The organism is Enterococcus sp. DIV0774 (assembly GCF_050539095.1).
GTDB lineage: Bacteria > Bacillota > Bacilli > Lactobacillales > Enterococcaceae > Enterococcus > Enterococcus faecalis.
Map to the genome: position 1 here is coordinate 1,396,990 of NZ_CP172923.1, position 24,465 is coordinate 1,421,454.

The 24,465-nt window shown below is 39.3% G+C and carries 20 protein-coding genes; 1 reads left to right on the forward strand and 19 read right to left on the reverse strand.

Annotated features, from left to right (window positions below; translation table 11 throughout):
* Positions 1-59: 59 nt before the first annotated feature.
* The 3 genes from IGL86_RS06835 to IGL86_RS06845 form a co-directional block, all read right to left on the reverse strand.
* Positions 60-1,238 carry a pyridoxal phosphate-dependent aminotransferase gene (locus tag IGL86_RS06835; protein ID WP_002365726.1) on the reverse strand — a complete coding sequence of 393 codons (1,179 nt, stop codon included), beginning with the start codon at positions 1,236-1,238 and terminating at the stop codon, positions 60-62.
* 161 nt (positions 1,239-1,399) lie between these two features.
* Positions 1,400-4,090, reverse strand: a complete 2,691-nt coding sequence (locus IGL86_RS06840; protein ID WP_033625546.1) for an alpha-mannosidase — start codon at positions 4,088-4,090, stop codon at positions 1,400-1,402.
* Between the two features lie 11 nt (positions 4,091-4,101).
* Positions 4,102-5,391: a glycoside hydrolase family 125 protein gene (locus IGL86_RS06845; RefSeq protein WP_002357422.1), complete on the reverse strand. Its 1,290-nt coding sequence runs from the start codon at positions 5,389-5,391 to the stop codon at positions 4,102-4,104.
* Between the two features lie 156 nt (positions 5,392-5,547).
* Between IGL86_RS06845 and IGL86_RS06850 the strand changes: the two genes are divergently transcribed.
* Positions 5,548-6,594: a GntR family transcriptional regulator gene (locus IGL86_RS06850; RefSeq protein ID WP_010819413.1), complete on the forward strand. Its 1,047-nt coding sequence runs from the start codon at positions 5,548-5,550 to the stop codon at positions 6,592-6,594.
* Between the two features lie 187 nt (positions 6,595-6,781).
* On the opposite strand, the gene IGL86_RS06855 is transcribed toward IGL86_RS06850, so the two are convergent.
* The 16 genes from IGL86_RS06855 to IGL86_RS06930 form a co-directional block, all read right to left on the reverse strand.
* Positions 6,782-7,711 (reverse strand): LysR family transcriptional regulator, encoded by a 930-nt coding sequence (locus tag IGL86_RS06855; RefSeq protein WP_002361904.1) that lies wholly within the window; start codon positions 7,709-7,711, stop codon positions 6,782-6,784.
* An 18-nt stretch (positions 7,712-7,729) separates the two neighbouring features.
* Positions 7,730-8,443: a carbonic anhydrase gene (locus tag IGL86_RS06860; protein WP_002394492.1), complete on the reverse strand. Its 714-nt coding sequence runs from the start codon at positions 8,441-8,443 to the stop codon at positions 7,730-7,732.
* 182 nt (positions 8,444-8,625) lie between these two features.
* Entirely contained in the window at positions 8,626-9,258 is a 633-nt protein-coding gene (pyrE, locus tag IGL86_RS06865; RefSeq protein ID WP_002357418.1) for an orotate phosphoribosyltransferase, read from the reverse strand.
* Position 9,259: 1 nt separating this feature from the next.
* On the reverse strand, positions 9,260-9,973 hold the full coding sequence (pyrF, locus tag IGL86_RS06870) for an orotidine-5'-phosphate decarboxylase (RefSeq protein WP_002369313.1): 714 nt from the start codon (positions 9,971-9,973) through the stop codon (positions 9,260-9,262).
* Positions 9,963-10,901 carry a dihydroorotate dehydrogenase gene (locus IGL86_RS06875; protein ID WP_025192687.1) on the reverse strand — a complete coding sequence of 313 codons (939 nt, stop codon included), beginning with the start codon at positions 10,899-10,901 and terminating at the stop codon, positions 9,963-9,965. Before IGL86_RS06875 ends, pyrF begins: the two co-directional genes overlap by 11 nt.
* Complete coding sequence (locus IGL86_RS06880) at positions 10,898-11,689, reverse strand: dihydroorotate dehydrogenase electron transfer subunit (protein WP_002365731.1); 792 nt, start codon at positions 11,687-11,689, stop codon at positions 10,898-10,900. Before IGL86_RS06880 ends, IGL86_RS06875 begins: the two co-directional genes overlap by 4 nt.
* Positions 11,690-11,796: 107 nt before the next feature.
* Entirely contained in the window at positions 11,797-14,979 is a 3,183-nt protein-coding gene (gene carB, locus IGL86_RS06885) for a carbamoyl-phosphate synthase large subunit (RefSeq protein ID WP_033625713.1), read from the reverse strand.
* On the reverse strand, positions 14,979-16,058 hold the full coding sequence (locus IGL86_RS06890; RefSeq protein WP_025190545.1) for a carbamoyl phosphate synthase small subunit: 1,080 nt from the start codon (positions 16,056-16,058) through the stop codon (positions 14,979-14,981). Before IGL86_RS06890 ends, carB begins: the two co-directional genes overlap by 1 nt.
* 2 nt (positions 16,059-16,060) lie before the next feature.
* Entirely contained in the window at positions 16,061-17,344 is a 1,284-nt protein-coding gene (locus IGL86_RS06895; RefSeq protein WP_033625714.1) for a dihydroorotase, read from the reverse strand.
* 8 nt (positions 17,345-17,352) lie between these two features.
* Positions 17,353-18,279 (reverse strand): aspartate carbamoyltransferase catalytic subunit, encoded by a 927-nt coding sequence (locus IGL86_RS06900; RefSeq protein ID WP_002357411.1) that lies wholly within the window; start codon positions 18,277-18,279, stop codon positions 17,353-17,355.
* A 13-nt stretch (positions 18,280-18,292) separates the two neighbouring features.
* A complete protein-coding gene (locus IGL86_RS06905) occupies positions 18,293-19,573 on the reverse strand; it encodes a solute carrier family 23 protein (RefSeq protein WP_002357410.1) in 1,281 nt (426 codons plus the stop codon).
* Positions 19,574-19,589: 16 nt separating this feature from the next.
* Positions 19,590-20,129, reverse strand: a complete 540-nt coding sequence (gene pyrR / locus IGL86_RS06910; protein ID WP_301280621.1) for a bifunctional pyr operon transcriptional regulator/uracil phosphoribosyltransferase PyrR — start codon at positions 20,127-20,129, stop codon at positions 19,590-19,592.
* Positions 20,130-20,467: 338 nt separating this feature from the next.
* Positions 20,468-21,373 carry an RluA family pseudouridine synthase gene (locus IGL86_RS06915; protein WP_002357408.1) on the reverse strand — a complete coding sequence of 302 codons (906 nt, stop codon included), beginning with the start codon at positions 21,371-21,373 and terminating at the stop codon, positions 20,468-20,470.
* On the reverse strand, positions 21,360-21,836 hold the full coding sequence (gene lspA / locus IGL86_RS06920) for a signal peptidase II (RefSeq protein WP_002366774.1): 477 nt from the start codon (positions 21,834-21,836) through the stop codon (positions 21,360-21,362). The genes IGL86_RS06915 and lspA overlap by 14 nt, the downstream gene beginning before the upstream one ends.
* Positions 21,837-21,841: 5 nt before the next feature.
* Positions 21,842-22,546: a CBS domain-containing protein gene (locus tag IGL86_RS06925; RefSeq protein ID WP_002360173.1), complete on the reverse strand. Its 705-nt coding sequence runs from the start codon at positions 22,544-22,546 to the stop codon at positions 21,842-21,844.
* Between the two features lie 104 nt (positions 22,547-22,650).
* Entirely contained in the window at positions 22,651-24,321 is a 1,671-nt protein-coding gene (locus tag IGL86_RS06930) for a formate--tetrahydrofolate ligase (protein ID WP_002371060.1), read from the reverse strand.
* Between the last annotated feature and the right edge of the window lie 144 nt (positions 24,322-24,465).

A 24,465-nucleotide genomic window follows, 5' to 3' on the forward strand; every position in this document is an offset into this window, starting at 1 on the left:
TAATTCTGTTTCAATTAAATGTAAATAAAAGGTAAAGGTGTGTAAAGAATCTATAAAGGCTAGTGCGTTACGCGTTGTGTCGCCATGTAATGTGCGATTCGTTCCATGGCCGTTGTTAATTTATCCATATCGGACGCATAACTAATTCGGACGTATCCTTCTGCTTCTGGACCAAAAGAAATACCTGGAATCAACGCTACTGCTTCTTTTTGCGCTAAATCAATACAAAATTTCATAGAATCTTGTTCATAACCAGTAGGAATCTTAGCAAAAATATAAAAGGCGCCATTTGGACGTGCAACCTCAAACCCCAATTGAGTCATCTGTTCATAAACAAAATCGCGCCGTTTCCGATACTCTTCTTTCATAATTTCAGCATCATGCATTCCTTCGATTAAGGCACGAACAGCCGCTTTTTGAGACACAGTTGCAGCCGCAGTAACTAAATACTGATGAACTTTAATGATCTCCGCTGTTAAAATCGCTGGTGCAAAAATAAAGCCAATCCGCCAGCCTGTCATAGCATGTGATTTCGACAAACCGTTAATTAAAATCGTTTGGTCACGTAACATTTCAGCAATCGAAACATGACTCTCATCATAAGTTAACTCACTATAAATTTCATCGCTAATCACAAAAATGTCGTATTTTTTTAGAACATCAGCAATTGCTTGCAACTCTTGGCGGTTATAGGTGACACCAGTTGGGTTGCTAGGATAATTTAAAATAATTGCTTTGACTTGTTCCCCATGCTCGGCCATTGCCGCTTCAATCATTTCAGGGGTCAAGACAAAATCGTTGTCTCGTGTATCCAAATATACCGGCTCCGCCCCCGCCAATGTAATAATTGGTTCATACCCTGGGTAAATAGGTGCTGGCAATAGCACTTTGTCACCTTGTTCTAAAATTGCTAATAACGAAGCTGAAATCGCTTCTGTTGCTCCAACTGTTACTAAAATTTCTGTCGCAGGCTGGTAAGTCAAATGGTACTTTTCTTTCATAAAATAAGCGGCTGCTTCACGGACATCTAATAAACCAGACATCCCTGTATAATGAGAAAAATTCGCATCAATTGCTTCTTTGGCTGCTTTTTTGACATGCTCAGGTGTGTTAAAATCCGGCTCTCCTAGCGTTAATTTTAAAATACCTTCAATTCCTGAGACTTGTTCGTCAAATTGACGAATTAAAGAAACAGCAATTTTATTTACTTGACGATTAAAACGATTGGTTAAATCCATTTAGCTTCACTCCTTCAGTTGACGTTATAGTAGCACAAATTGACCGTAAAATGAATGATTTTCTCATTGTTTCGCTAGATTTTTATTATAAATATCTCAAAAAAACGGCAGAGAAGAAAATAGGAGAACTTTGTCCTTTTCAACAAAGTTCTCCTATTTATTTATTTTTCGAAACGCCATGTCCGAATTTCAAACGGACGTAATGGTGCATCAACTTCTATCGCTGGTGTCAACGGTTCTTCTAATACATTTGTTAAACAAGTCGCTGGTTGTGTCTCTTTGTGAAGTTCACAAGGAATATTTTGCGCTGTTAGATTAAAGCCACGAACGACTAAATGATTCGTTTGCTCTTGACGTTTAACGGCTGTCCAACCAATCGGTCCTTCTGCCGTTGTCAAATAAACATGGTTCGGTGCTAGTTTACCTTCATGACGCGCAGTAGTAGCTGCAGTAAAAGGAATTTGTGCACTATAGGCTTGTTGATACGTAGCAAAGCGTTCTTCTGGTTTTCCATGCAATGACAAACCATATTTAAAGGTATATTCTCCTTGGCATTGTGCTTCTGGTGTCGCAAAATAGCCCCAATCACCTAGTTCCCCAACACAACGAATTAATGTGACCGCAATGGTTCCATCTGCTAAAACTTCATACTCATTTAAGCCTTCATTGAAGATAGTCACGCCTTTGTTTTGGTCATGAACATTCACAAACGCTTGTTGGTGCTGCGGGTTTGTTGGATTTTCCCATGTGTCGCTTACTTGATTTGGTCGTGTCACGACTTCATAAATACTATCCGCTTCGTGTGTTTCTGTGACCATGCCAGTTGGGAAAAGCACGCGTAAACGATGATCTTTGATTTGATTATTAATGGTTGTTTCAAAGAACAATTGGTTACTTTCTTTGATCATTGTAACCACTGTCGTTATTTCGAACGGGCGAAGCGTCGTTGAACGTTGTGCTTGGCGTTCTCTAAACTCACGAACAGCCTTTTGTTCTTCTTCTAATCGTTCATCTGCTGAAACTGGTAACATGACGGTTTGTTTAATTTGATAACTTGCTTTTACAGGGGAATTTTCTTTATTCGTAATTTCAGCCGTTACATTTTCGGTTGTAATTCCTTGGTCTTTGGTCGGTTTGAAAAAGATATATTCATTCCCAATGTCGCCAGTATCTTCAAATGTTAATAATTTTGAAAATGTTTCTCCTGTTTTTTTGTCAGCAATGGTTAAGCTACCATTGTTTTCAATTTTCACTTGAATAAATTCGTTTTCCATTTCATTTGTTGCTGGTTGAGCCAAAAGACTTCCTTCAAAAGCTTTCGTTTCTCCTTGAATCAATGCAAAGCTATCCCAAGAGAATGGCGCCATTTCTTTGACAGATAATTCGACCGTTAAGTATTTAGCCATGTACGGTTGACGGAAAGCATCTTTAGGTAAATCGTAACCAAAACGAACATCTTCTTTGACAATACGGCTTGCAACGGCTTTTCCAGTTGGATCAATCACTTGATAATCTGGGGTGGCTTTTTGTTTTAATTCATGATAAAGATCTTCAGGTTTTCCTGTATAAAATGGCAATCGTTCAATCTCCACTTCCACAGTGACAACCTCCGTTTTCTGATAGCCACTAGTATTAAATAAAACAAACGGGTGCGCTTTTTCTGGGAAAACACTTGTATCAATTGCTTCTGTTAATTGTCGTGTTGCTTCATCTGCTAAGAAATGCCCGACATCATTGGCATTTTCAAAGCGAGTCATCATGCCTCGGTGAACCTCGTCGACAGAACAGCCACAAATACTATCGTGCGGATGGTTTTGAAGCAATGTTTTCCAAGCATAATCAAATTGGTCATGTGGGTAGTCACCAGTTACTTCGTAAGCCATTGCTGCTAAAGGTTCTGCGATATTTTCTAATTGGCGTTGGACTTTTGTGTTCCACTGTTTTAAATAGACGCGAGCAGAAGAAGTATTGGCTAATGTGTACCAGCCATCCGTTTCTTGACTCGTTAATTCACCTGTTACTGTTCCTAAATCTTCTGGTAACTCCTCTTGAACAGCTTTCAAATAGTCATCGAAATTGGAATGAATAAATTCATATTCTGGGAATAGTTCATTGGCTAAAGCGATGGCCTTAGTAATATCTCTTTGTACAGGTTGGTGGTCGACCCCATTCATCATCAATAAATGGTCTGTGGAAGCGTAACGTTCCACATCAGCCAATTTTTGTTTCCAAAAAGCGATTGCTGCTTCTTTTTCTGAAGGAATTTCGTTCCCGTTACTATACCAGTTTGCAAAAAGCAAGCCGAAAATTTTGGTTTGGTCCGGACCTTCCCACCACATTTCAGAATATTGTGAGCTATAGTCGCTTTCTAAGACTTGATTATCAAAGCCAATCGGTTTCACCCCACGTCCAAAGGCAGCCGCAGGCAGATTTGCTAATTGCATCATTTGAGGCGTTTGACCCATGTTACCAAATGTATCCGGGAAGTAACCTAATTGAACTGGTGCTCCCCATTTTTGACTTTCTAAATGCCCAATCAGCATGTTTCGAACATTGGATTCAGAGCTAATTAAAAAGTCATCTTGTAAAATATAAAATGGTCCGATTTTTAGTTTGCCTGCTTGGACAGCTTTTTTCACGGCTTCTTTTTTCTCTGGGCGAACTTGTAAATAGTCGTCTAAGATAATCGTTTGTCCATCTAAATGGAAACTGTTAAACTCTGGATCATTTTCAATTAAATCTAATACATTATCCACTAATTCAATTAAGCGCATATGATGTTCTTCATAAGGAAGATACCATTCACGATCCCAATGACTATGGGAAACAATATAGACTTTTTTCTTTGTCATCACTTTTCCTCCTATTTTTCCACTCGGATGTCAAAATAATCCATAACTAATTCACAAAACATCATATTAGCCCATGAAAACCATTCTCTTGTATAATTTTCAGGATTATCTACGTCAAAACCTTCATGCATCAAATGAGTCCCCGCATCTGTGGCAACTAATAAATCTAAAATTCGTTCTTTTTCAGCTTTATCTTTGGTTGTCATTCCTTCCATTGCTAAAGCAATCGGCCACACGTAATTTTCTGGTGTATGCGAGCTACCAATCCCTTTCGCGTATTTACCTTCATAGAAGTAAGGATTTTCTTTACTTAATAAGGTTTGACGGGTTGTTAAATATTGTTCATCCTCTGTTGAACAATAACCCAGATAAGGGGCTGCTACTAAATTGGGAACATTACTGTCATCCATCACGCTTGCATTGCCTAAGCCATCTACTTCATACGCATAAATCGTTTCGTTATTTTGATTTTTTGTTCGTCCAAATGTTTGGATGCCTTCTTCAATCTCTTCTTGTAATTTTTTAGCAATCGCCACAATCGTAGCATCTTCTAAAACATCAGAGAAAATTTCTTGAATATAGCCTAAAATTACGACTGCAAACATATTAGAAGGAACTAAGTAACCATATTGGCAGGCATCATCACTAGGACGGAAGCCTGACCATGTCATCCCTGTTTTGCCAACTGGTGTTCCTTTCCCTGCTTCAACCAACGTATCTTCTTGACGCCACGTATCTCGTTCAAATAAATAAGGTGACTGTGCGTGATCTTGTTCTGTTGTAAAAACGTTGAGAATTTTTTTGACACCTTCCACAAAATCTGAATTAAATTGTTCGGTCATCCCAGTATTTTTATAAAGTAAATAGGCTAATTGGACCGGGTAACATAATGAATCAATTTCATATTTCCGTTCCCAAATCCAGCCATTCATTTCTGTCTTATCAGTTTGATGGCCTGCATGATTATCTGTTTCATTAAACGCATTGGCATAAGGATCAATGCAAATATAACGAAACTGGCGTTTAACCAAACCAGCAATCATTTGAGCAAGGTCTTCGTCTTCTTTCGCAATCACTAAATAGGGACGAACTTGTGCTGTTGAGTCTCTCAACCACATTGCTGGAATATCGCCTGTTAATAAAAAGGTAGTACCATCTTCTTGACGTTTCACTGTTGTTAGTAAAGTATTGGCAAAGGCCGCCTGAAAGTTTTTTGCCCAATCTTGATGTGCTTCACCGCATTTTTCTGTAATTGTCTCCATAAATGTTGCTACGGATTTTGGAACTTCTGTATAAACCATTCTCGTCACCTCTTAAATTTGATATATCATTTTACAATTGAATTATAGCGTTTACATTTCACTTTGTCTAGTGATTTCAATCATTTTTTTCATTTTAAAACCAATTAATTTATGGTAAACTATAAATAAGATATATCTTATTGTGAGGTGAAATGAATGAAGCAACCATTATATCAACAAATTATTGATTATTTACAAAATGAAATCGATTCAGGGCGATTGCCTGTTGGTGCGCAAGTGCCTACCGAAAAAGAATTATCGGCTCAGTTTAACGTCAGTAGAATTACGTCCAAACGAGCGCTAACTGAGTTGGAAACGCAAGGCGTAATCCAACGTCACCAAGGAAAAGGAAGTTTTGTTCAAGCACAAAAGCATCCTCTTCATACCTCTTTAAATAAAGTTCTTTTTTTATTGCCTTTTGCAGACGATTTATCAGTAGGAAATTTCTATAGCGGTTTGGCTCCTACTATTCAAGCAGCTGGTTTAGAAGTCTTTATGACCTCGCCTAATTTTTTGAGAGAGAAAAATGCTGCGGACATTGTGAATGAGTTTGCCGGGCTTGTCTATTATGCTGCTACTAGTAATGACTACCTCGACTTACTGTTCGAGTTGGCTTTGATGAATTTTCCAGTCGTTGTCTTGGATAAAAAGATCCATGATTTGCCTTTTGCAACCATTCAATCAGACAACTTTGCTGGTGGTAAAACAGCAACCGAACGCTTAATTGGCTTAGGACATACAAAAATTGGATATATCCTTTCAGGAAGTCCGGCCCTACAATCCGTTCGGCAACGTTATTTAGGTTATCTCCAAGCTTTAAAAGAAGCCAATCTGGCGTTCCATACAGCAATCACAGAAACCAATCTCTTAGATGAACACAACTTTAAACAGTATTTTGAGGCGCACCAACTCACAGCCGTGGTCTGCGATAATGACTTCAGCGCGTTACATTGTTTACGAAACTGTAAAAACCTAGGTATTCATGTGCCAAAAGAATTATCGATTATTGGTTTTGACGATATTCAAGCAGCAGCATTTGTCGAACCGCCATTAACAACCATGGCGCAAGACTTTAAAGAAATGGGAAAACTAGCTGGCGAAGTGTTATTACAAACGATGCAACAAGACCTTCAAATCATAGAAGACATTCAAGTACCTGTCACATTAATTGAAAGAGAAACCATTTCTACTGTTTCAAAATGAGCCAAAAAAGAAGAGCGTGGGACAAAAATCACTTTGGATTTTTGCTCCACGCTCAAAAACTAATAAACGGCGGGACAGAAGCAACTCCTTCGGAAATAAGCCGAAATTCTCCAAAAATTAAAGAACAATTTTCGGAAATTCCTTCTTATTTCTCGGAGTTAAACACTTCTGTCCCGACCTCTTCTTTTTATTCCTTAGTGCTAAATGTTTTGGTATCTACCTCTTTTTTAAACAACGCTTTTAGTTCTTTGATAAAGTAGCGACCAATCGGACTGATTTCCCGATTTTTGGGAAAGAGTAAACAAATACGATTTTCCAAGGCTGGCGCCAATGGTACTAACCGAATTTCTTTCTTCGTAAAACCCGTTACGACTCCTGAACCAGAAGCATAAGCATTGGTTTCTACCAACAAATTCATCAAGGTTCCACGATCTGTCGTATGAATGACCGATTCCTGTTCAGGAATTTCAACTAAATCTTCAGAAAAATAGGAAAAATTGCTTCCTTCTTGATTAAAGCGAACTTGTGGATAGGGAACTAATTCCTCTAAATGAATTTCTTTTTGCTTGGCTAAAGGATGATGATTTCCTAAAAAAATGTGTGTATTAAAAGTACTAATTACCTCGTAGGCTAGATTAGCTTGTTCTAAATACCGTTCAATACTGACACTATTTTGTTCATTTAAATAAATAATCCCCAACTCACTGTGAAATCCTTTGACATCTTCAATTACTTTTAAGGTCGTGGTTTCAAAGACACGAAAATCTTTATATTGATCCCCATACTTTTTAAGAACTTTGGCAATTACCTCACCTAAAAAATCGTAATGTTGTGAAGAGATGGAGAATCGTTCGCTGGTCACTGTCTCGCGATAGCGATTTTCCAATAACTCCATTTGAACTAAGACTTTCTCTGCTTGTTCTAAAAAAACCATTCCTTCTTCTGTTAAAAAAGCGCCCTTATTGGTACGTAAAAAGAGGGAAATTCCTAGTTCTTCTTCTAATTCCCGAATACTATTTGACAAGCTAGGTTGTGTAATAAATAGTTTTTTGGCTGCTTCCCGAAAACTCCCATTGTTAGCTATGGCAGCAACATACTTCATTTGTTGAATATTCAACACTTTTTCCTCCACACACTAATCATTTGAAAAATAAATCTTACGCCCATTCAACGGCTGAAGGGGCCGATTGTTAAAGGCCAACATACCTTCCTTAATCTTATTTAAAAAGGCTTGATCCATTTTTTGAATGGTGTCAAATACAAACCATTTCACTGGACCCTTAGTTGGCGGTGTTGTTAACGAGCCTACATAATGGTAGTGTAGACGCTCCTCTGGTAAAAAGATTGACGGATTAAACCATTGTTGGTGCGTGCCGTTTTCCCAGTCCATCGGATGATTCGCTTCTGAAAAACGATTTTCTTCCTCTGTGATGGTAAACAGGCAACCGACAACTAAATTTTCGCCAGCATCATTCATATGAACCAAATGGAATTCTAGCGGATACTGCTTTCCCGACAGCAAATGTTCGCTAGGCATATGAAAATGGATATCGGTTAAATGATACGCAACATTTTCAAACATTACGTAACTTTCCGTATTTGGTGGTACAAAATGAAACGTATTTTTGAATTCCTTTTCAGTGAATTCTTCTTTTTTATAATGAAACGTAATCTGAGAATTTATTGTCTCAGCACTTTCTTTTTCTAAAGCAATTGGCGATTGATAAGCAAACTTAGCACCTTCTGCAAACCAGTCACATAGCGTATGCCAATGTTCTGGTCCATCGTTGCCTGTATAGCTCCATTCAACGTCCATATTTTTTATTTTTTTCATACACTCTTCCTTCATTTCCACATAGTAATCAGGTAAAACTCATGTTAAAACTCTATCCTAACATCTTTTCTACGTCAAACAAAAGAACTTAGATCATTACGCGCCTCGGCAAATGACCTAAGTTCTCCTACCGTTAAATCTGGTTACTGAAAATGACACTAAAAATCAGACGACAAGAACCTTCTTTAGTTCAACGGTTATTTGCCCCAGTTTTCAGGATCTTTTTTCCATTCTTGTAATAAGGTAACATCTTTTTCTTCGATATAATTTGCTTCTAATGCAGCATCAATTAAAGTTGAATAATTGGTTAACGTTAGTAACGTCATCTGTTTATCTGCAAAATTTGCCGTTCCTTTGGGTAACTCATAAGTGAAGATTGCCGCAACGCCTAAAACCGTTGCTCCTTCACGTTCCGCCGCTTCTGCCGCTTCTAACACGCTACCGCCTGTTGAAATTAAATCCTCGATAACTACCATTTTTTGTCCTTCAGAAATTCGGCCTTCAATTTGATTCCCTTTGCCGTGATCTTTGGCTTTACTGCGGATATAAACCATTGGTAATCCTAAAATATCGGCTACCCATGCCGCATGTGGAATCCCTGCGGTAGCTGTCCCAGCAATCACTTCGACTTCTGGGAAAGTCTCTTTAATTTTTGCCGCTAAGCCTTCTGCAATTTCTTTACGCACAGCAGGATAACTCATCGTGATACGGTTATCACAATAAATCGGGCTTTTTATGCCACTTGCCCAGGTAAACGGCTCATTAGGGTTTAAAAATACCGCTTCAATATCTAATAAATCTTTGGCAATCTTTTTTGCTACTTTTGTCATGTTACTTTTCGCTCCAGTCTTTTTTGATTTCTTGATAGGCTTCATAAGGATTTTCTGCTTGGGTAATAGGTCGGCCAACAACGATATATGTGGACCCAATTTCGCGAGCATGTTGCGGCGTAACGACCCGTTGTTGGTCACCTACTGCACTTCCTGCTGGACGAATACCAGGTGTTAAGCAAATAAACGTCTGCTTGGTTGCTTCTTGAATACCACGTGCTTCTAATGCTGAACAAACCACGCCATCCAGACCCGCTTTTTCCGCACATTTAGCATAATGAATGACACTTGTCTCTAAAGGAACGTTGATTAATTGATCATGGTGCATCTCTTCTTCACTAGTAGAAGTCAACTGGGTTACAGCAATTAACTCAGGAACCTTAGCGCCTGGCTGAGTCCCTTTGATTAGACCTTCCTTAGCTGCTTGCATCATTCGAACGCCCCCTGCTGCATGGACATTAGTAATGGCAACGCCTAATTTTGCTAAATTTGTCATCGCTTTTTCCACAGTATTCGGAATATCATGTAATTTTAAATCCAAGAAAACATCGTGCCCTTGTTCTTTAAGCCAGCGAACAATCGCTGGTCCTTCTGCGTAAAAAAGTTCCATCCCCACTTTAACAAACAAGGCTTCTTCCTTAGGGAATTTTTCTAAAAAAACAGCCACTTCTTTTTGCGTGGGAAAATCTAACGCAATAATTGGTCTATCGTGCATTTTGCTGCCCCTCTCTCACTTCTTTAATTAATTGTTCCAACGATTCAATACCTAACTCTTCCATTCGCTTAGGTAATCCGTCAATCAACTTCGGACAAATGTATGGATCTGTAAAGTTGGCCGTACCAACCCCGACAGCGCTAGCACCTGCCATGAACATTTCCAAGACATCATCCACTGTTTGAACACCACCCATTCCAATAATTGGCAACTGAGAAACACTGGCGACTTGTCGGATTAAGCGAATAGCAACAGGTTTAATGGCTGGGCCAGATAGTCCACCAGTTTGATTGGCTAAAATAGGTTTTCTCGTTCTTAAATCAATGCGCATCCCTAGCAATGTATTAATCATAGAAAAACCGTCTGCGCCCCCTGCTTCAATTGCTTGGGCGATCGGCACAATGTCCGTTACGTTTGGTGATAGTTTAACATAAATCGGAACAGAGGCGACTTTTTTGACTGCTTGTGTTAATTGAAAAGCAATGTCTGGATCTGTACCAAAAGCTATGCCGCCATGTTTCACATTAGGACAGGAAATATTCAGTTCAATTGCTTTGACGTTAGGCGCTTGCCCAATTTTTGTGCAAACAGCCACATAGTCCTCTTCGCAAGCACCTGCAACATTTGCGATAATCGGTAAGTTAGGGTATTTTTCTAATTTCGGTAATTTTTCTTGCATAACCACTTCTAAACCTGGATTCTGCAATCCAATGGCATTTAGCATACCACTAGGTGTTTCAGCTACACGTGGCGTGGGATTTCCATATCGTGCTTGGGGCGTTGTTGCCTTAATCATAATTGAACCTAATTGATCAAGGTCATAATAGTTAGCATATTCTTCCCCGAACCCAAAGCAACCACTGGCGGGAATAATTGGATTTTTTAATGTTAAACCTGGAATTGAAACGGCTAAAGGATTTTTCATCATAAGATAACCTCACTTGCTTTAAAAATCGGACCTTCATCACAGACCTTGACACTTTTTGCTCCAGTAGTGTCTCCTTTTTTATGGCAAACGCAGGCATAGCAAGCCCCAATTCCACAGGCCATCCGTTCTTCTAAAGAAAGGTAAACGTGTGGATGTGTTGGAAATAAAGAATCAATTGCTTTTAACATACCATTCGCACCACAAGCATAAACTGCATCAGGGATCCGTCCTTTTGCTAACGCTTCTGACAATAAACGGCCCACGTTGCCATGAGCGCCAAACGAGCCGTCATCTGTGGCAAAATGTGTTTCTCCTAATGCCATAAATTCTTGTTGGTAATAAGCAACCTCTTTTGATGCATAACCAAGAAAATGAATCACTTTCACGCCTTTTTCATTGAGTTGTTTTGATAATTCATACAATGGGGGAATCCCGATTCCTCCGCCAACGATAAAAGCAGTCTGACCAGCTGCTACGGTAGTTATATCAAAGCCGTTTCCTAAAGGACCTAAAATATCTAATTGTTCACCAGCCTTCATTGTGGCAAACACTTCCGTTCCAGCGCCTTCGACTCGATAAATCAAACGACAGGTTTCGTTCGAATGATCAATTTGGTTGATGCTAATCGGTCGCCGCAAAAGTAAATCTGCACGCGGAACCTTGATATGCACAAACTGTCCAGGTCGTGTCATCTCTTTCACTAACTCGCCTTGTAAGTCTAACTGATAAATCCGTGGCGCTAACTGTTTTTGAGCTACAATGGTCATCATTTCTTGCTTTCTCTGCATCAGTATCCTTCACTCCTTTATTCTCTGATTCCCCTATAAATGATTTTCTATTTCTTCGTAAAAGAATCTGGAACAGTCCTCCTCAGACGATTGTTCCAGATTTTTGCTTAAATGGCTTCTGTCGTAAAGGCTCTTGATTCTAAAACTTTTAAAATCGCATTCGCTGTGTCAAGTGAGGTAAACAATGGAATCCCATGTTCGACTGCTTCCCGACGGATTGAAAAACCATCTTGGTTGGCACTGGAACGATTTTTATCCATGGTATTGATTACCACTTGTGCATTCCCATTACGAATGACATCCAGCACGGTTTCCCCTTCAGGATTAGAAATTTTCGTCACTTTCTTAACAGGCAACTGATGCTTCGCTAAAAAGTCAGCGGTTCCTTCCGTTGCGACTAAACTATAGCCAATTGCTGAAAAACGCTTAGCAATTTCTAAAGCCTCTTCTTTTGTTTCATCAGCAATGGTGAAAAGTACAGCCCCATAACTTGGCAAATGCAAGCCAGATGCTTCAAAGGCTTTATACAAGGCTTTTTCTAAATAATAATCACTACCCATAACTTCCCCAGTTGATTTCATTTCAGGCCCTAAGTACGTATCTACTTTTTGTAGTTTCGTAAAGGAGAACACAGGGGCTTTCACATGAACTTGTTTACTTTCAGGATATAATCCATCTTGATATCCTAGGTCAGTCAGTTTCTCACCAAGAATCGCTTTTGTAGCAACTTGGGCCATCGGAATCCCTGTGATTTTACTTAAGAAAGGAACTGTTCGACTCGCACGAGGATTCACTTCAATCACATAAACACGATTTTCATGAATAACAAATTGAATATTCATCATACCTACACAGTTTAAACCAAGTGCCAGTTTTTTTGTATAATCGGCAATCGTTGCTTGAATTTCTTGAGAAAGATACTGCGGTGGATAAACCGCCATTGAATCACCAGAATGAACGCCAGCTCGTTCAATATGTTCCATAATCCCTGGAATTAGTACTGTTTCACCATCACAAATGGCATCAACTTCACATTCTTGTCCCAATAAATAGCTATCAACCAAGACAGGATGTTCTGGAGAAGCTTTGACTGCATGTCGCATATAATCTTCCAAATCCTTTTGATTTTCGACAATTTCCATTGCACGACCACCTAAAACATAACTTGGACGAACTAAAACGGGATAGCCGATACGATCAGCAATCACGACTGCTTCTTCTGCACTTGTGGCCGTATCTCCTGGTGGTTGAGGAATCGCTAACTCTTGCAAAGCTTGTTCAAATAAATCACGATTTTCCGCACGATCTAAATCTTCAATCGTTGTTCCAAGAATTTTAACGCCTTGTTTTGTGAGCGGCTCAGCTAAATTAATCGCTGTTTGTCCACCAAATTGGACGATCACGCCAATCGGATTTTCTAAATCAATCACATTCATGACGTCTTCTAAAGTTAATGGCTCAAAGTATAATTTATCAGAAACAGAGAAATCTGTTGAAACTGTTTCAGGATTACTATTCATAATAATTGCTTCATAACCAGCCGCTTGGATCGCTTTGACAGAATGAACCGTTGCATAATCAAACTCGACCCCTTGACCAATGCGAATGGGACCAGAACCTAATACTAGTACAGAAGGCTTTTTCGAAACATTGCTTTCGTTTTCCACTTCATACGTGCTATAAAAATAAGGCGTGTGTGATTCAAACTCTGCAGCACACGTATCGACCATTTTATAGACGGGCACAATTTGATTGGCTCTGCGGAAGTCAGCAATGGCTTGTTCTGTTTGTCCCCAAAGTGCCGCAATTTTCCGATCAGAAAAACCATTTTGTTTGGCTTCTTTCAAGACAGCTACGTTGTCCACGTGACTTTCAAGGGTCGTTTCAATTTCGATAATGTGTAAAAGTTTATCCAAGAAGAATAAATCAATTTTCGTTAAACTTTGTAATTCTTCGATGCTATATCCTCTACGAATGGCTTCTGATAAGTAGAACAATCGATCATCTTGCGCATGGACCATTTTCTTCGTTAATTCTAAATCACTGACATGACTTAGTTCTGCTAACTCGTTGTGATAAGCACCAATTTCTAAAGAACGAACTGCTTTTAATAAGGATTCTTCAATATTGCGGCCAATTGCCATGACTTCCCCGGTTGCTTTCATTTGCGTTCCTAGTTCTCGAGCACCTTTTTCAAATTTGTCAAAAGGCCAACGAGGAATTTTGGAAACAACATAGTCCAAAGCCGGTTCAAATTCGGCATAAGTGGTTCCAGTAACTGGATTTTTCATTTCATCTAATGTTAAACCAACAGCAATTTTTGCAGCTAACTTCGCAATGGGATACCCTGTGGCTTTACTAGCAAGTGCAGATGAGCGAGAAACACGAGGATTCACTTCAATCACATAATAATTAAAGCTATGCGGGTCCAAAGCTAATTGAACATTACAGCCACCTTCAATTTTTAATGCACGAATAATTTTCAAAGACGCATCTCGTAACATTTGGTATTCATAATCTGATAAAGTTTGACTCGGAGCAAAAACAATCGAATCCCCAGTGTGAATGCCGACAGGATCAAAGTTTTCCATGTTACAAACCACAATCGCATTATCAGCCGAATCACGCATCACTTCATATTCAATTTCTTTAAAACCAGCAATACTTTTTTCAATTAAACATTGTGTAACTGGTGATAATTTCAGACCGTTTTCGGCAATCTGACGGAGTTCTTCTTCCGTATCACACATGCCGCCGCCTGTTCCACCTAAGGTAAATGCGGGACGAACGATAATTGGATAGCCAATTTGTTTGGCAAAAGCCACGGCTTGTTCCACCGTATTGACAATTTCACTTTCTGGAATCGGTTGTTCTAATTCTTCCATCAATTGTTTAAATAAATCACGGTCTTCCGCTTGGTCAATCGCACTGAGCTTTGTTCCTAGCAATTCTACATTTAGCTCATCTAAAATTCCTGATTCCGATAATTCCATCGCCATATTTAATCCAGTTTGACCACCTAATGTTGGTAGAAGAGCATCAGGACGTTCTTTTCGCAAAATTCTTGAAACAAATTCTAAAGTAATCGGTTCAATATAAACATGATCCGCGATTTCTTTATCGGTCATGATGGTCGCTGGATTTGAGTTTACTAAAACAACTTCATACCCTTCTTCTTTTAGCGCTAAACAGGCTTGTGTGCCTGCATAGTCAAATTCTGCTGCTTGTCCAATAATGATTGGTCCTGAACCAATCACCATGATTTTCTTAATGTCCGTTCGTTTTGGCATTAGTTTTGCTCCTTCCATGCATCCATTAATTCCATAAATTCGTCAAATAAATGAAGACCATCGTGCGGTCCTGGAGCCGCATCTGGGTGATATTGCACAGTAAAAGCAGGATAATCTCGATGACGTACGCCTTCAACCGTTCCATCATTGACTTCCACGTGGGTCACAAGTAATTTTTCTGGATCAATTGTTGCTTCATCCACGGCATATCCGTGATTTTGTGAAGTGAAATCAATGCGTCCTGTTGCAATTTCTCGTACAGGATGATTCAAACCACGATGTCCAAACTTCATCTTATACGTATCCGCACCATTCGCTAATGAAAATAACTGATGACCTAAGCAGATGCCGAAAATTGGAACTTTTCCTTGGATTGTTTGAATCATTTCAATAGCTTCAGGTACATCTTTGGGATCTCCAGGCCCATTTGTCAACATGACACCATCGGGACTTAATTCTAAAATCTCTTCGGCCGTTGTATTATAAGGCAACACGGTTAAGTTGCATTGCCGTTTTGATAATTCTCGCAAAATACTATGTTTCAACCCAAAATCAACGACGACCACATTACGCCCAATACCTGGACTCGGATAAGGCTTAGTGGTGGAGACTTGTGCCACTTGATTTTTCGGCATGACTGTCGCTTTTAATTGATCAAACGCATGCGGCAAATCATCCACGGCATCAATGATGCTCCCTTTCATTGTTCCAGCTGATCGTAACTTACGAGTCAGCGCACGCGTATCAATTCCTGAAATTCCCGGAATCCCTTTGCGCTTTAAAAATTCATCCAAGGTCATTTGTTGACGCCAATTTGAAGCAACCCGCGCATGCTCTTTAACAATGACACCTTTACAGGTTGGTGCAATGGATTCATAATCATCTCGGTTGACCCCGTAATTTCCAACTAATGGATACGTAAAAGTAATCATTTGTCCATTAAAACTTTGGTCAGTAATTGCTTCTTGGTAACCTGTCATGCCAGTAGTAAAAACAACTTCTCCTACTACATTGCCTTCTGCACCAAACGCTTTTCCTTCAAATACTGTTCCGTCTTCTAAAATCAATAACCTTTTCAAACCTACTGCGCCTCCTCCGACCAAGCTAATGCTCCGTCAACAAATGTCATAAGTGTCTTTCCTTTGACTGTCCACCCTGTAAATGGTGTATTGACAGCCATTGATTCAAATGCTTCTGCATCAATTGGTGCAGCTGTTGCTAAGTCAAAAACTGCAATATCTGCTGGTGCACCAATTGTTAGTGTTCCTGCGTTTAATCCAAAAATTTCTGCTGGTTTCTCTGCCATCCAATCAATCACTTGTTCTAATGTGAAAATGCCTGTTTCGACAAAGTTCGTATAAATCAATTGGAAGGCCGTTTCACTACCGACAATACCAAAAGGTGCGTTTAAAAATGATTGTTGTTTTTCTTCTAAACCATGGGGCGCATGGTCGGTAGCAATACAATCAATCGTGCCATCTAACAAACCGTCAATCAATGCTTGTCGATCTGCTAAACCACGTAATGGCGGGTTCATTTTCCAAAACCCTTCGTCACCAGGAATATCCTCATCGACTAAAATTAAATGGTGTGGCGAAACTTCGGCTGTTACGTGAATCCCTGCTTTTTTAGCATCCCGAATAACGCGCACGCTTTCTTCTGTTGAAACATGACAAACATGATAATGAACGCCTGTTTCTTTTGCTAAAGTAATATCCCGAGCAATTTGTGAAGCTTCCGTTGCACTTAAAATCCCTGGTAGGCCTAATTTCTTAGAAACTTCGCCTTCATGCATCACACCACCAAATAATAAAGATTCATCTTCCGTGTGCGCAACAAGCGCCATATTTAATGCAGCCGCTTCTTTCATGGCTAAGTACATCGTTCCTGCCGTTTGGACACCAACACCATCATTCGTAAATGCAAAGGCGCCCGCTTCTTTTAAGGCCTTCTGATTGGTTAAAACTTCACTCCGTAGCTCTTCTGTAATGGGGGCATATTGTAAAACTTTCACGACTGCATCTTTTTGAATTAAGTCGTAAACCTCACTTAATTTTTCAGCCGTATCTGGTACTGGATTCAAATTGGGCATTGCGCAAACCGTAGTAAAACCACCGCGAGCAGCAGCTTTACTGCCCGTTTTAATCGTTTCTTTATACGTAAAGCCTGGTTCTCTAAAGTGAACATGCACATCGACCAAGCCTGGCGTGATTAGTTGCCCGTTCGCATCAAACACTTGCTCAAAATCTGCTTCGTCAAACGATTCCCCGATTGCGTGAATCACACCATTTTCTAGCCAAAGTGCTGCCTCAATCAATTGATTCTCTTTTTTGATGATTTTCCCATTCTTAATTAACGTCTTCATTTCTCCACCTAGGCCTTTCCATGTAAAATTGCTTCTAAAATTGCCATGCGCATAAAGACTCCATTACTCATTTGCGCGACGATTCTTGATTGCAGACTTTCCACTAATTCATCTGCCAGTTCAACATCCCGATTGACTGGCGCTGGATGCATAATAATTGCGTGTTTCTGTAAACGAGTTGCCCGTTCGTTGGTTAAACCATATTCCAAATGATAGCCTTCTTTTGAAAAACTTTCCTTACCATCATGACGTTCGTGCTGCACGCGAAGCAACATCATCACATCGACTTTTTCAACAATTTCATCTAATGGCACATATTGTCCATAGACATCAAACTGATGATCGTACCACTCTTCTGGACCTGAAAAATAAATTTCAGCGCCTAAACGGTTTAATAACTGCATATTTGATTTAGCAACGCGAGAATGTGTAATATCTCCCACAATCGCCACTTTCAAGCCTTCAAATCCACCAAATTCTTCATAAATGGTCATCAGATCCAATAAACATTGTGTAGGGTGTTGTCCACTCCCGTCCCCACCGTTAATAATAGAACATTGAATCGTTTTACTTTGAATCAATTCATCGTAATAATTTTCTTTACCATGACGAATGACTGCTACATCTACACCAATTGCCGACATCGTTAGTACTGTATCGTATAACGTTTCTCCTTTTTGAACAGAACTTCTACTTGCTTCAAACTCAATCACTTCTAAGCCTAATTTTTTCTCAGCTACCTCAAAACTTTTATGTGTTCGAGTACTATTTTCAAAAAACAAGTTTGTTGCAAAATATTGACGTTCTTCTGGGTGCCATTTTGCCCCCTGTTTAAATTCTCCTGCGCGACGGATTAACCCCATGACTTCACGGTCGGTTAAAGCCTCAGCAGTTAAAAGATGTTTTAAACTAATTCGTTCAGATGTAATAATCATTCGTCCAGTCCTCCTACTGTTCTTCGCTACGTGCGTTTTCCGGTAAAATTAAATTCAAAACAATTCCTAAGACGGTTGCTAATGCCATTGAAGACAATTCAAAGGTTCCTACTTTGAAGACTAAGCCACCAATGCCGATGACTAAAATTACTGAAGCAATCAATAAATTCTTTTTCTTATCAAAATTAATCTTATTATCGATTAAGATTTTCAAACCACTTGCGGCAATCACACCGAACAAGACGAAACTAATTCCTGAAATAACTGGTCCTGGGATACTTAGAATCAAGGCACTTAATTTTCCAACAAATCCTAAAGCTACAGCGAACACCGCGGCTCCACCAATCACGAAGACACTGTGTACTCTTGTAATTGCCAGCACGCCGATATTTTCACCATAACTTGTAACTGGCGGTCCACCAACAAAACCTGCTACAATTTGCGCTAAGCCATCTCCCATTAAAGTTTTAGATAAGCCTGGGTCTTGGAAAAAGTTGCGCTTGGTTAATTTATTCAAGACCATTAAATGACCAATATGTTCTGTCATTGTTACAAAAGCAATTGGTGCCATTGTTGTAATGGCATTTAAATACAATTTCGGTTCATATTGAACAAAAGGTACTTCAAAATTCGGTAAAGCAAACCAAGCAGCTTCTTTAATAGGGGTTAAGTCAATAATTCCGAAAGCTAAAGCGACTAGGTACCCACTGACAATTCCCAAAAGAATTGGAATTAATCCTAAGAAGCCTTTGAAAAACATGTTGTAAAAAATGGTTAAGCCTAAAGTAATCAAGGCTACGGCAATATATTTAAAATCATAAACGTTGTTGTTATACATTGCGTTATTTGCGGCATTAGCTGCCAAGCCTAAACCGATAACCATCACGACAGGTCCTACAACGATAGGCGGTAAAATTTTATCCAACCAGTCGGAACCAATTTTTTTAATGATTAATGAAACGATTAGGTATACCAAGCCGGTTGTCATAGCACCTTGGGCAATGGCTGGATAACCATCACTCTTCATTAACATCTGCATCGCTGCAATAAAAGCAAAGCTACTGCCAAGATAAGCGGGGATTTTTCCTTTTGTAGTAATCAGATAGACCATTGTTCCTAATCCTGAACTGACTAACGCAATCCCTGGGTCAATTCCCACTAAGATTGGTACTAAAACCGTTGCGCCAAACATCGTAAATAAATGTTGTAAACTTAGGCCAACCCAGTGAAAAGCTTGCGGTCTGTCTTTAATATCTAAGACTGCATCTTCATTTCGAAATTCTTTTTCTGACAACGTTGTTCACTCCTTTTTATTCGTTTCCTTTACTAATCATAATACGATCTGCGCCGTCACGCTCTTCCATTTCCACAATAATTTCCTCAGTTTTTGATGTTGGAATATTTTTTCCTACATAATCGGCACGAATCGGTAGTTCCCGATGCCCACGATCTACTAAGACTGCTAAAGAGATTTTTCTTGGACGACCTAAATCCATAACAGCGTCCATCGCAGCACGAATGGTCCGGCCCGTGTACAAGACATCATCCACTAAAATAACTTCTTTACCTTCAATTGAGACTGGTACGTCAGAAGAATGTAATTCAGGTTCCTCCATATCTTTCACATCATCACGATACAAAGTAATATCTAATTCACCAACTGGCACGTCAATATCTTCTAATTGTTTTAAGCGTTCGGCTAGACGTTGTGCAATGTATATCCCACGCGTTTTAATTCCTACTAAAACAATGTCTTGAATTCCTTTGTTTCTTTCAATAATTTCATACGAGATTCGAGTAAGCGCTCGTTTCATTGTGACTGCGTCAACAACTTCTTTCTTTGGCATAATAATTTCCTCCTCATTTCTTTTTTATCTACGTCCTCGCTGTCTTGGGGTCAGCGATTCTTCCTTCAATTGAGCAGCTGAAAAATAAGTGGATTTTTATTGAAATTGTCCTGTTATTTTTTCCAACAAAAAATCCTCCTACCCGTATGAGGATAGGAGGATGTTGGTTACAGTTTAAAAAGGTACAAGGGTACCATGTAGCCCACACAACTTACTAACTAAGCGCACCTAGTGTTCTTTTGCATGATTCCTTCTTAGCCTCACGGGACTAAACTTAAAGGTTACAGTTATTTAGTTATTTTTCTTCTTAAAAAAGAGTTTACCTCTTCTTCAGAAAAAAATCAATGATTATTTCTTAATTGGTGTAAAGTTTTTTCAAAAACTTCTGGTAAAGGTGCTTCAAAGACTAATTGTTCACCTGTAGTAGGATGTGTAAAGCCTAATAACTTCGCATGTAAAAATTGTCCATTGCCAGGCAATGTTTTTTTCGGTCCATATAATGGATCTCCAGCTAATGGATAACCGATATATTTCATGTGAACACGGATTTGATGTGTCCGGCCTGTTTCTAGTTGTAATTCAACTAAGGTAAATGCATCAAAACGCTCTAAAACAGTAAAATGCGTGACTGCTTCTTTACCGCCTTCAATGACCGCTTGCATTTTGCGGTCAACCTTGGAACGACCAATAGGCGCATTTATCTCTCCCTTATCGTGAGGAATAACACCGTGGACCAAGGCAACGTATTTACGTAACGATGTTTTTTCTTTTAGCTGTTTCGCTAATGATTCATGGGCTTGATCATTTTTAGCCACCATCAATAGCCCCGAAGTATCTTTATCAATTCGATGAACAATTCCCGGTCGCACCACATCATTAATCGCCGATAAGTGATCCGCATGATGAAGTAACGCGTTCACTAATGTACCCTTGGGATGCCCTGCCGAAGGATGAACGACCATGCCTTGAGGTTTGTTGACAACAATCACATCATTGTCTTCATAAACAATGGTCAAAGGAATATCCTCTGCTACCATATCTAGAACTTCTGGTTCAGGAATTGTTACAACAATTTCATCGCCTGCTGTAACTTTGTAATTTGCGCGGACCGTTTCACCATTAACTGTTACGTGTTTTTCTTTTAACCATTGTTGAATTTGCGAGCGGGAATGATTGGGTAAATGTTCACTTAATACTTTATCAATCCGGCCTTTTTCTGTTTGAATCGTTACGTTAATTTGTTCCATTTTTGCCTTCCTTTGCTGCTTTTTCATCTAAAATCAAATAAATAAATATACAAATAACGCCGACCACTAACGTACTATCTGCAACATTAAAAATAGGAAAATTCATAAAATCCGTTTGGAGCATGTCCACCACGTAGCCTAAACGTACACGATCAATAAAATTTCCAATGGCACCTGCTAAGACAAAAGATAAACCTACAGAATACCAGACACTTTTTTTATAATTCTTAATTAATAAATAAATAATCACGACACTAACAATTACTGTGATGACATAAAAGAATATCATCTTTCCTTCTAATAAGCTCCAAGCAGCTCCGGTATTTCTTAAATGGGTCAGCGACAAAAATCCAGGAATGAATTCTTTTGTTTCACCCAAAGAAATGTTTTGGACCGTCAAATATTTGCTCCATTGGTCAAGCCCTACTAATAAAGCACTGATTAAAAAATATACTACTAACAATCGCGTCATTCCTTTTCTCTATGAATACTTGCTAAATCTCTTGGTCGAACAATGCCTACTAACTCACCATTAGGATGGCCACTTTTACTAATAAGCACAGCTTCTAAGCGTGGCTGCTCCCGAAACATTTGTTCAACTTCAAAAACGGTTGCTTCAATTGAAACAAATTGATAGTTGCTGCGTTTATAATTTGATGCCAACAATTCTCGCACCGTTCGGTTGGCAATGTGAACTTCGCCTTTGGTGCTCTCAATGGCAAACCATACACCAATCCCTCGAACCGTGATTAATCCTTTAAATACACCTTTTTCATAAATCGGAAATTGAGAATATTGTTTTTTTGCAATAATCGTTAATAACGTTTCTAAAGAAGTGGTGATTTCAAAAGCTGTAACACGTTTCGCAAATTTAGGCACTACTTTTTCTGGTTTTGTTAAAGCTTGTTCAATCGTTTCAATTCGTTGAACTGCCCATTCGTTTGGCTCTGCAATTACAAAATCATCAGCAATTCGCTCATGAACGATGGCATTTCTTAACTGAGCCATTTGAAGCAAATCCTCTTCAAATTGAGCAATCTGTCCTTTTTCTTTTCGGGAAAGACGTCTTGTCATTTCACTGAATCCCATATTGACAGGATTGTTCAGTCTCTCTCTCATCCACTTTTCAATGCGATTAAAGTGTGCTAAAAATGTATCTGCTCGTTCCCCCATAGTCGTTGCTCCTTATAATAAACTACGCAATAAATTTCCGTCATTATTTTTTATTGAGCTACTTTCAAGTATATACTAAAAATAGGTCTCAGGAAAGAGCGGCTTTAAAAGAGACCGCTCGCTTGACCCGTTTCGTCCACATCCATATTTAACGCAGCAGGAACCTTCGGCAAGCCAGGCATCGTTAAAATGTCACCCGTTAACGCCACGATAAACCCCGCACCGATTTTTGGAACTAGCTCACGAATCGTAATCGTAAATCCTTCTGGCCGTCCTAATTTTTGAGGATCGTCAGAAAGTGAATACTGTGTCTTCGCCATGCAAATTGGTAATTGATCCCAACCATTTTTTGTAAAATCTGCGATTTGTTTTTGCGCTTTCGGAGAAAAAATCGCCTGTTCCCCGCCGTAAATCGTTTGTACAATGGCTTGAATTTTTTCTTCAATAGTTTGGCGAGGATTATATAAAGGTTGAAACTGTTTTGTATTGGCTTCAATCTCTGCTACTACTGTTTTCGCTAGATTCGTGCCACCTGCGCCACCTTGCGCCCAAACACTTGTTAACTCGACGGGCACGCCTAACGCTTGGCAGGCTTCTTTCAATAGTTGAATTTCTTTTTCTGTATCCTGTGTAAACTCATTAATTGCAACAACTACTGGTACATCATAACGTTGCATGTTTTGAATATGTTTTTCTAAGTTGGCAAAGCCTTTTTGTAACGCTGGTAAATTTTCTTCTGCTAACTGATCTTTCGCCAAACCGCCATGCATTTTCAACGCGCGAATCGTTGCCACAATCACAACGGCATCGGGTGCTTTTCCTAAAGAAGGTACTTTAATATCTAAAAATTTTTCGCCACCTAAGTCACCACCAAAACCCGCTTCTGTTACGACATAATCCCCTAGATGCAAAGCCGTTTTTGTCGCTAAAATACTGTTACATCCATGAGCGATATTGGCAAAAGGACCACCGTGAACAAAAGCTGGAGTTCCTTCAATCGTTTGAACTAAATTAGGTTTTAAGGCGTCTTTTAATAATAAAGTCAGGGCACCTGCCACGTTTAAATCTTTAACCGTCACCGGCTCTCTTTGGTCATTATAGGCGACAATAATCCGACTTAAGCGTTCTTTTAAGTCCGTTAAATTTTGCGCTAAACAAAGAATCGCCATAATTTCGCTTGCCACAGTAATATCGAAACCGTCTTCTCTTGGTACACCTTGGAAAGGACCGCCTAAACCAACAACGACCTGTCTAAGCGCACGATCATTTAGATCCACTGCCCGTTTCCAAATCACCCGTCGAGAATCAATCTTTAATTCATTTCCTTGCTGTAAATGATTATCTAGTAACGCAGCTAAGGCATTATTGGCTGTCGTAATCGCATGCATATCACCAGTAAAATGCAAATTGATTTCTTCCATTGGTAATACTTGTGCGTAACCGCCACCTGTTGCGCCACCTTTAATCCCCATCACAGGACCTAATGATGGTTCTCTTAGGGCAATAACTGTTTTTTTATTGATTTGATTTAATGCATCTCCTAAACCAATGGTCACGGTTGATTTTCCTTCTCCTGCTGGTGTTGGATTAATCGACGTAACGAGGATTAATTTACCTTCTGGCTTCGCTTCTAAGGATTGAAGCGTTGGAAAATCTATTTTCGCTTTGTATTTTCCATAAAGTTCGAGCGAATCTTCTGAAAGACCGATTGTTTCGGCAATCTCTTGAATAGGTTTTAATGTTGCTGCTTGTGCAATGTTAATATCTGTCTTCATAACGGACCCCTTTTCAATTCTTTATCGTCTTTGTGACACATTGTTTCTTTTAAATTATAGCTTGTATTGAATAGAATGGCTAGAATAACCTTTTTTAAACAACCCAACCATTGACGTTTGGTAGCCTTTTCTCGTATAATGAAA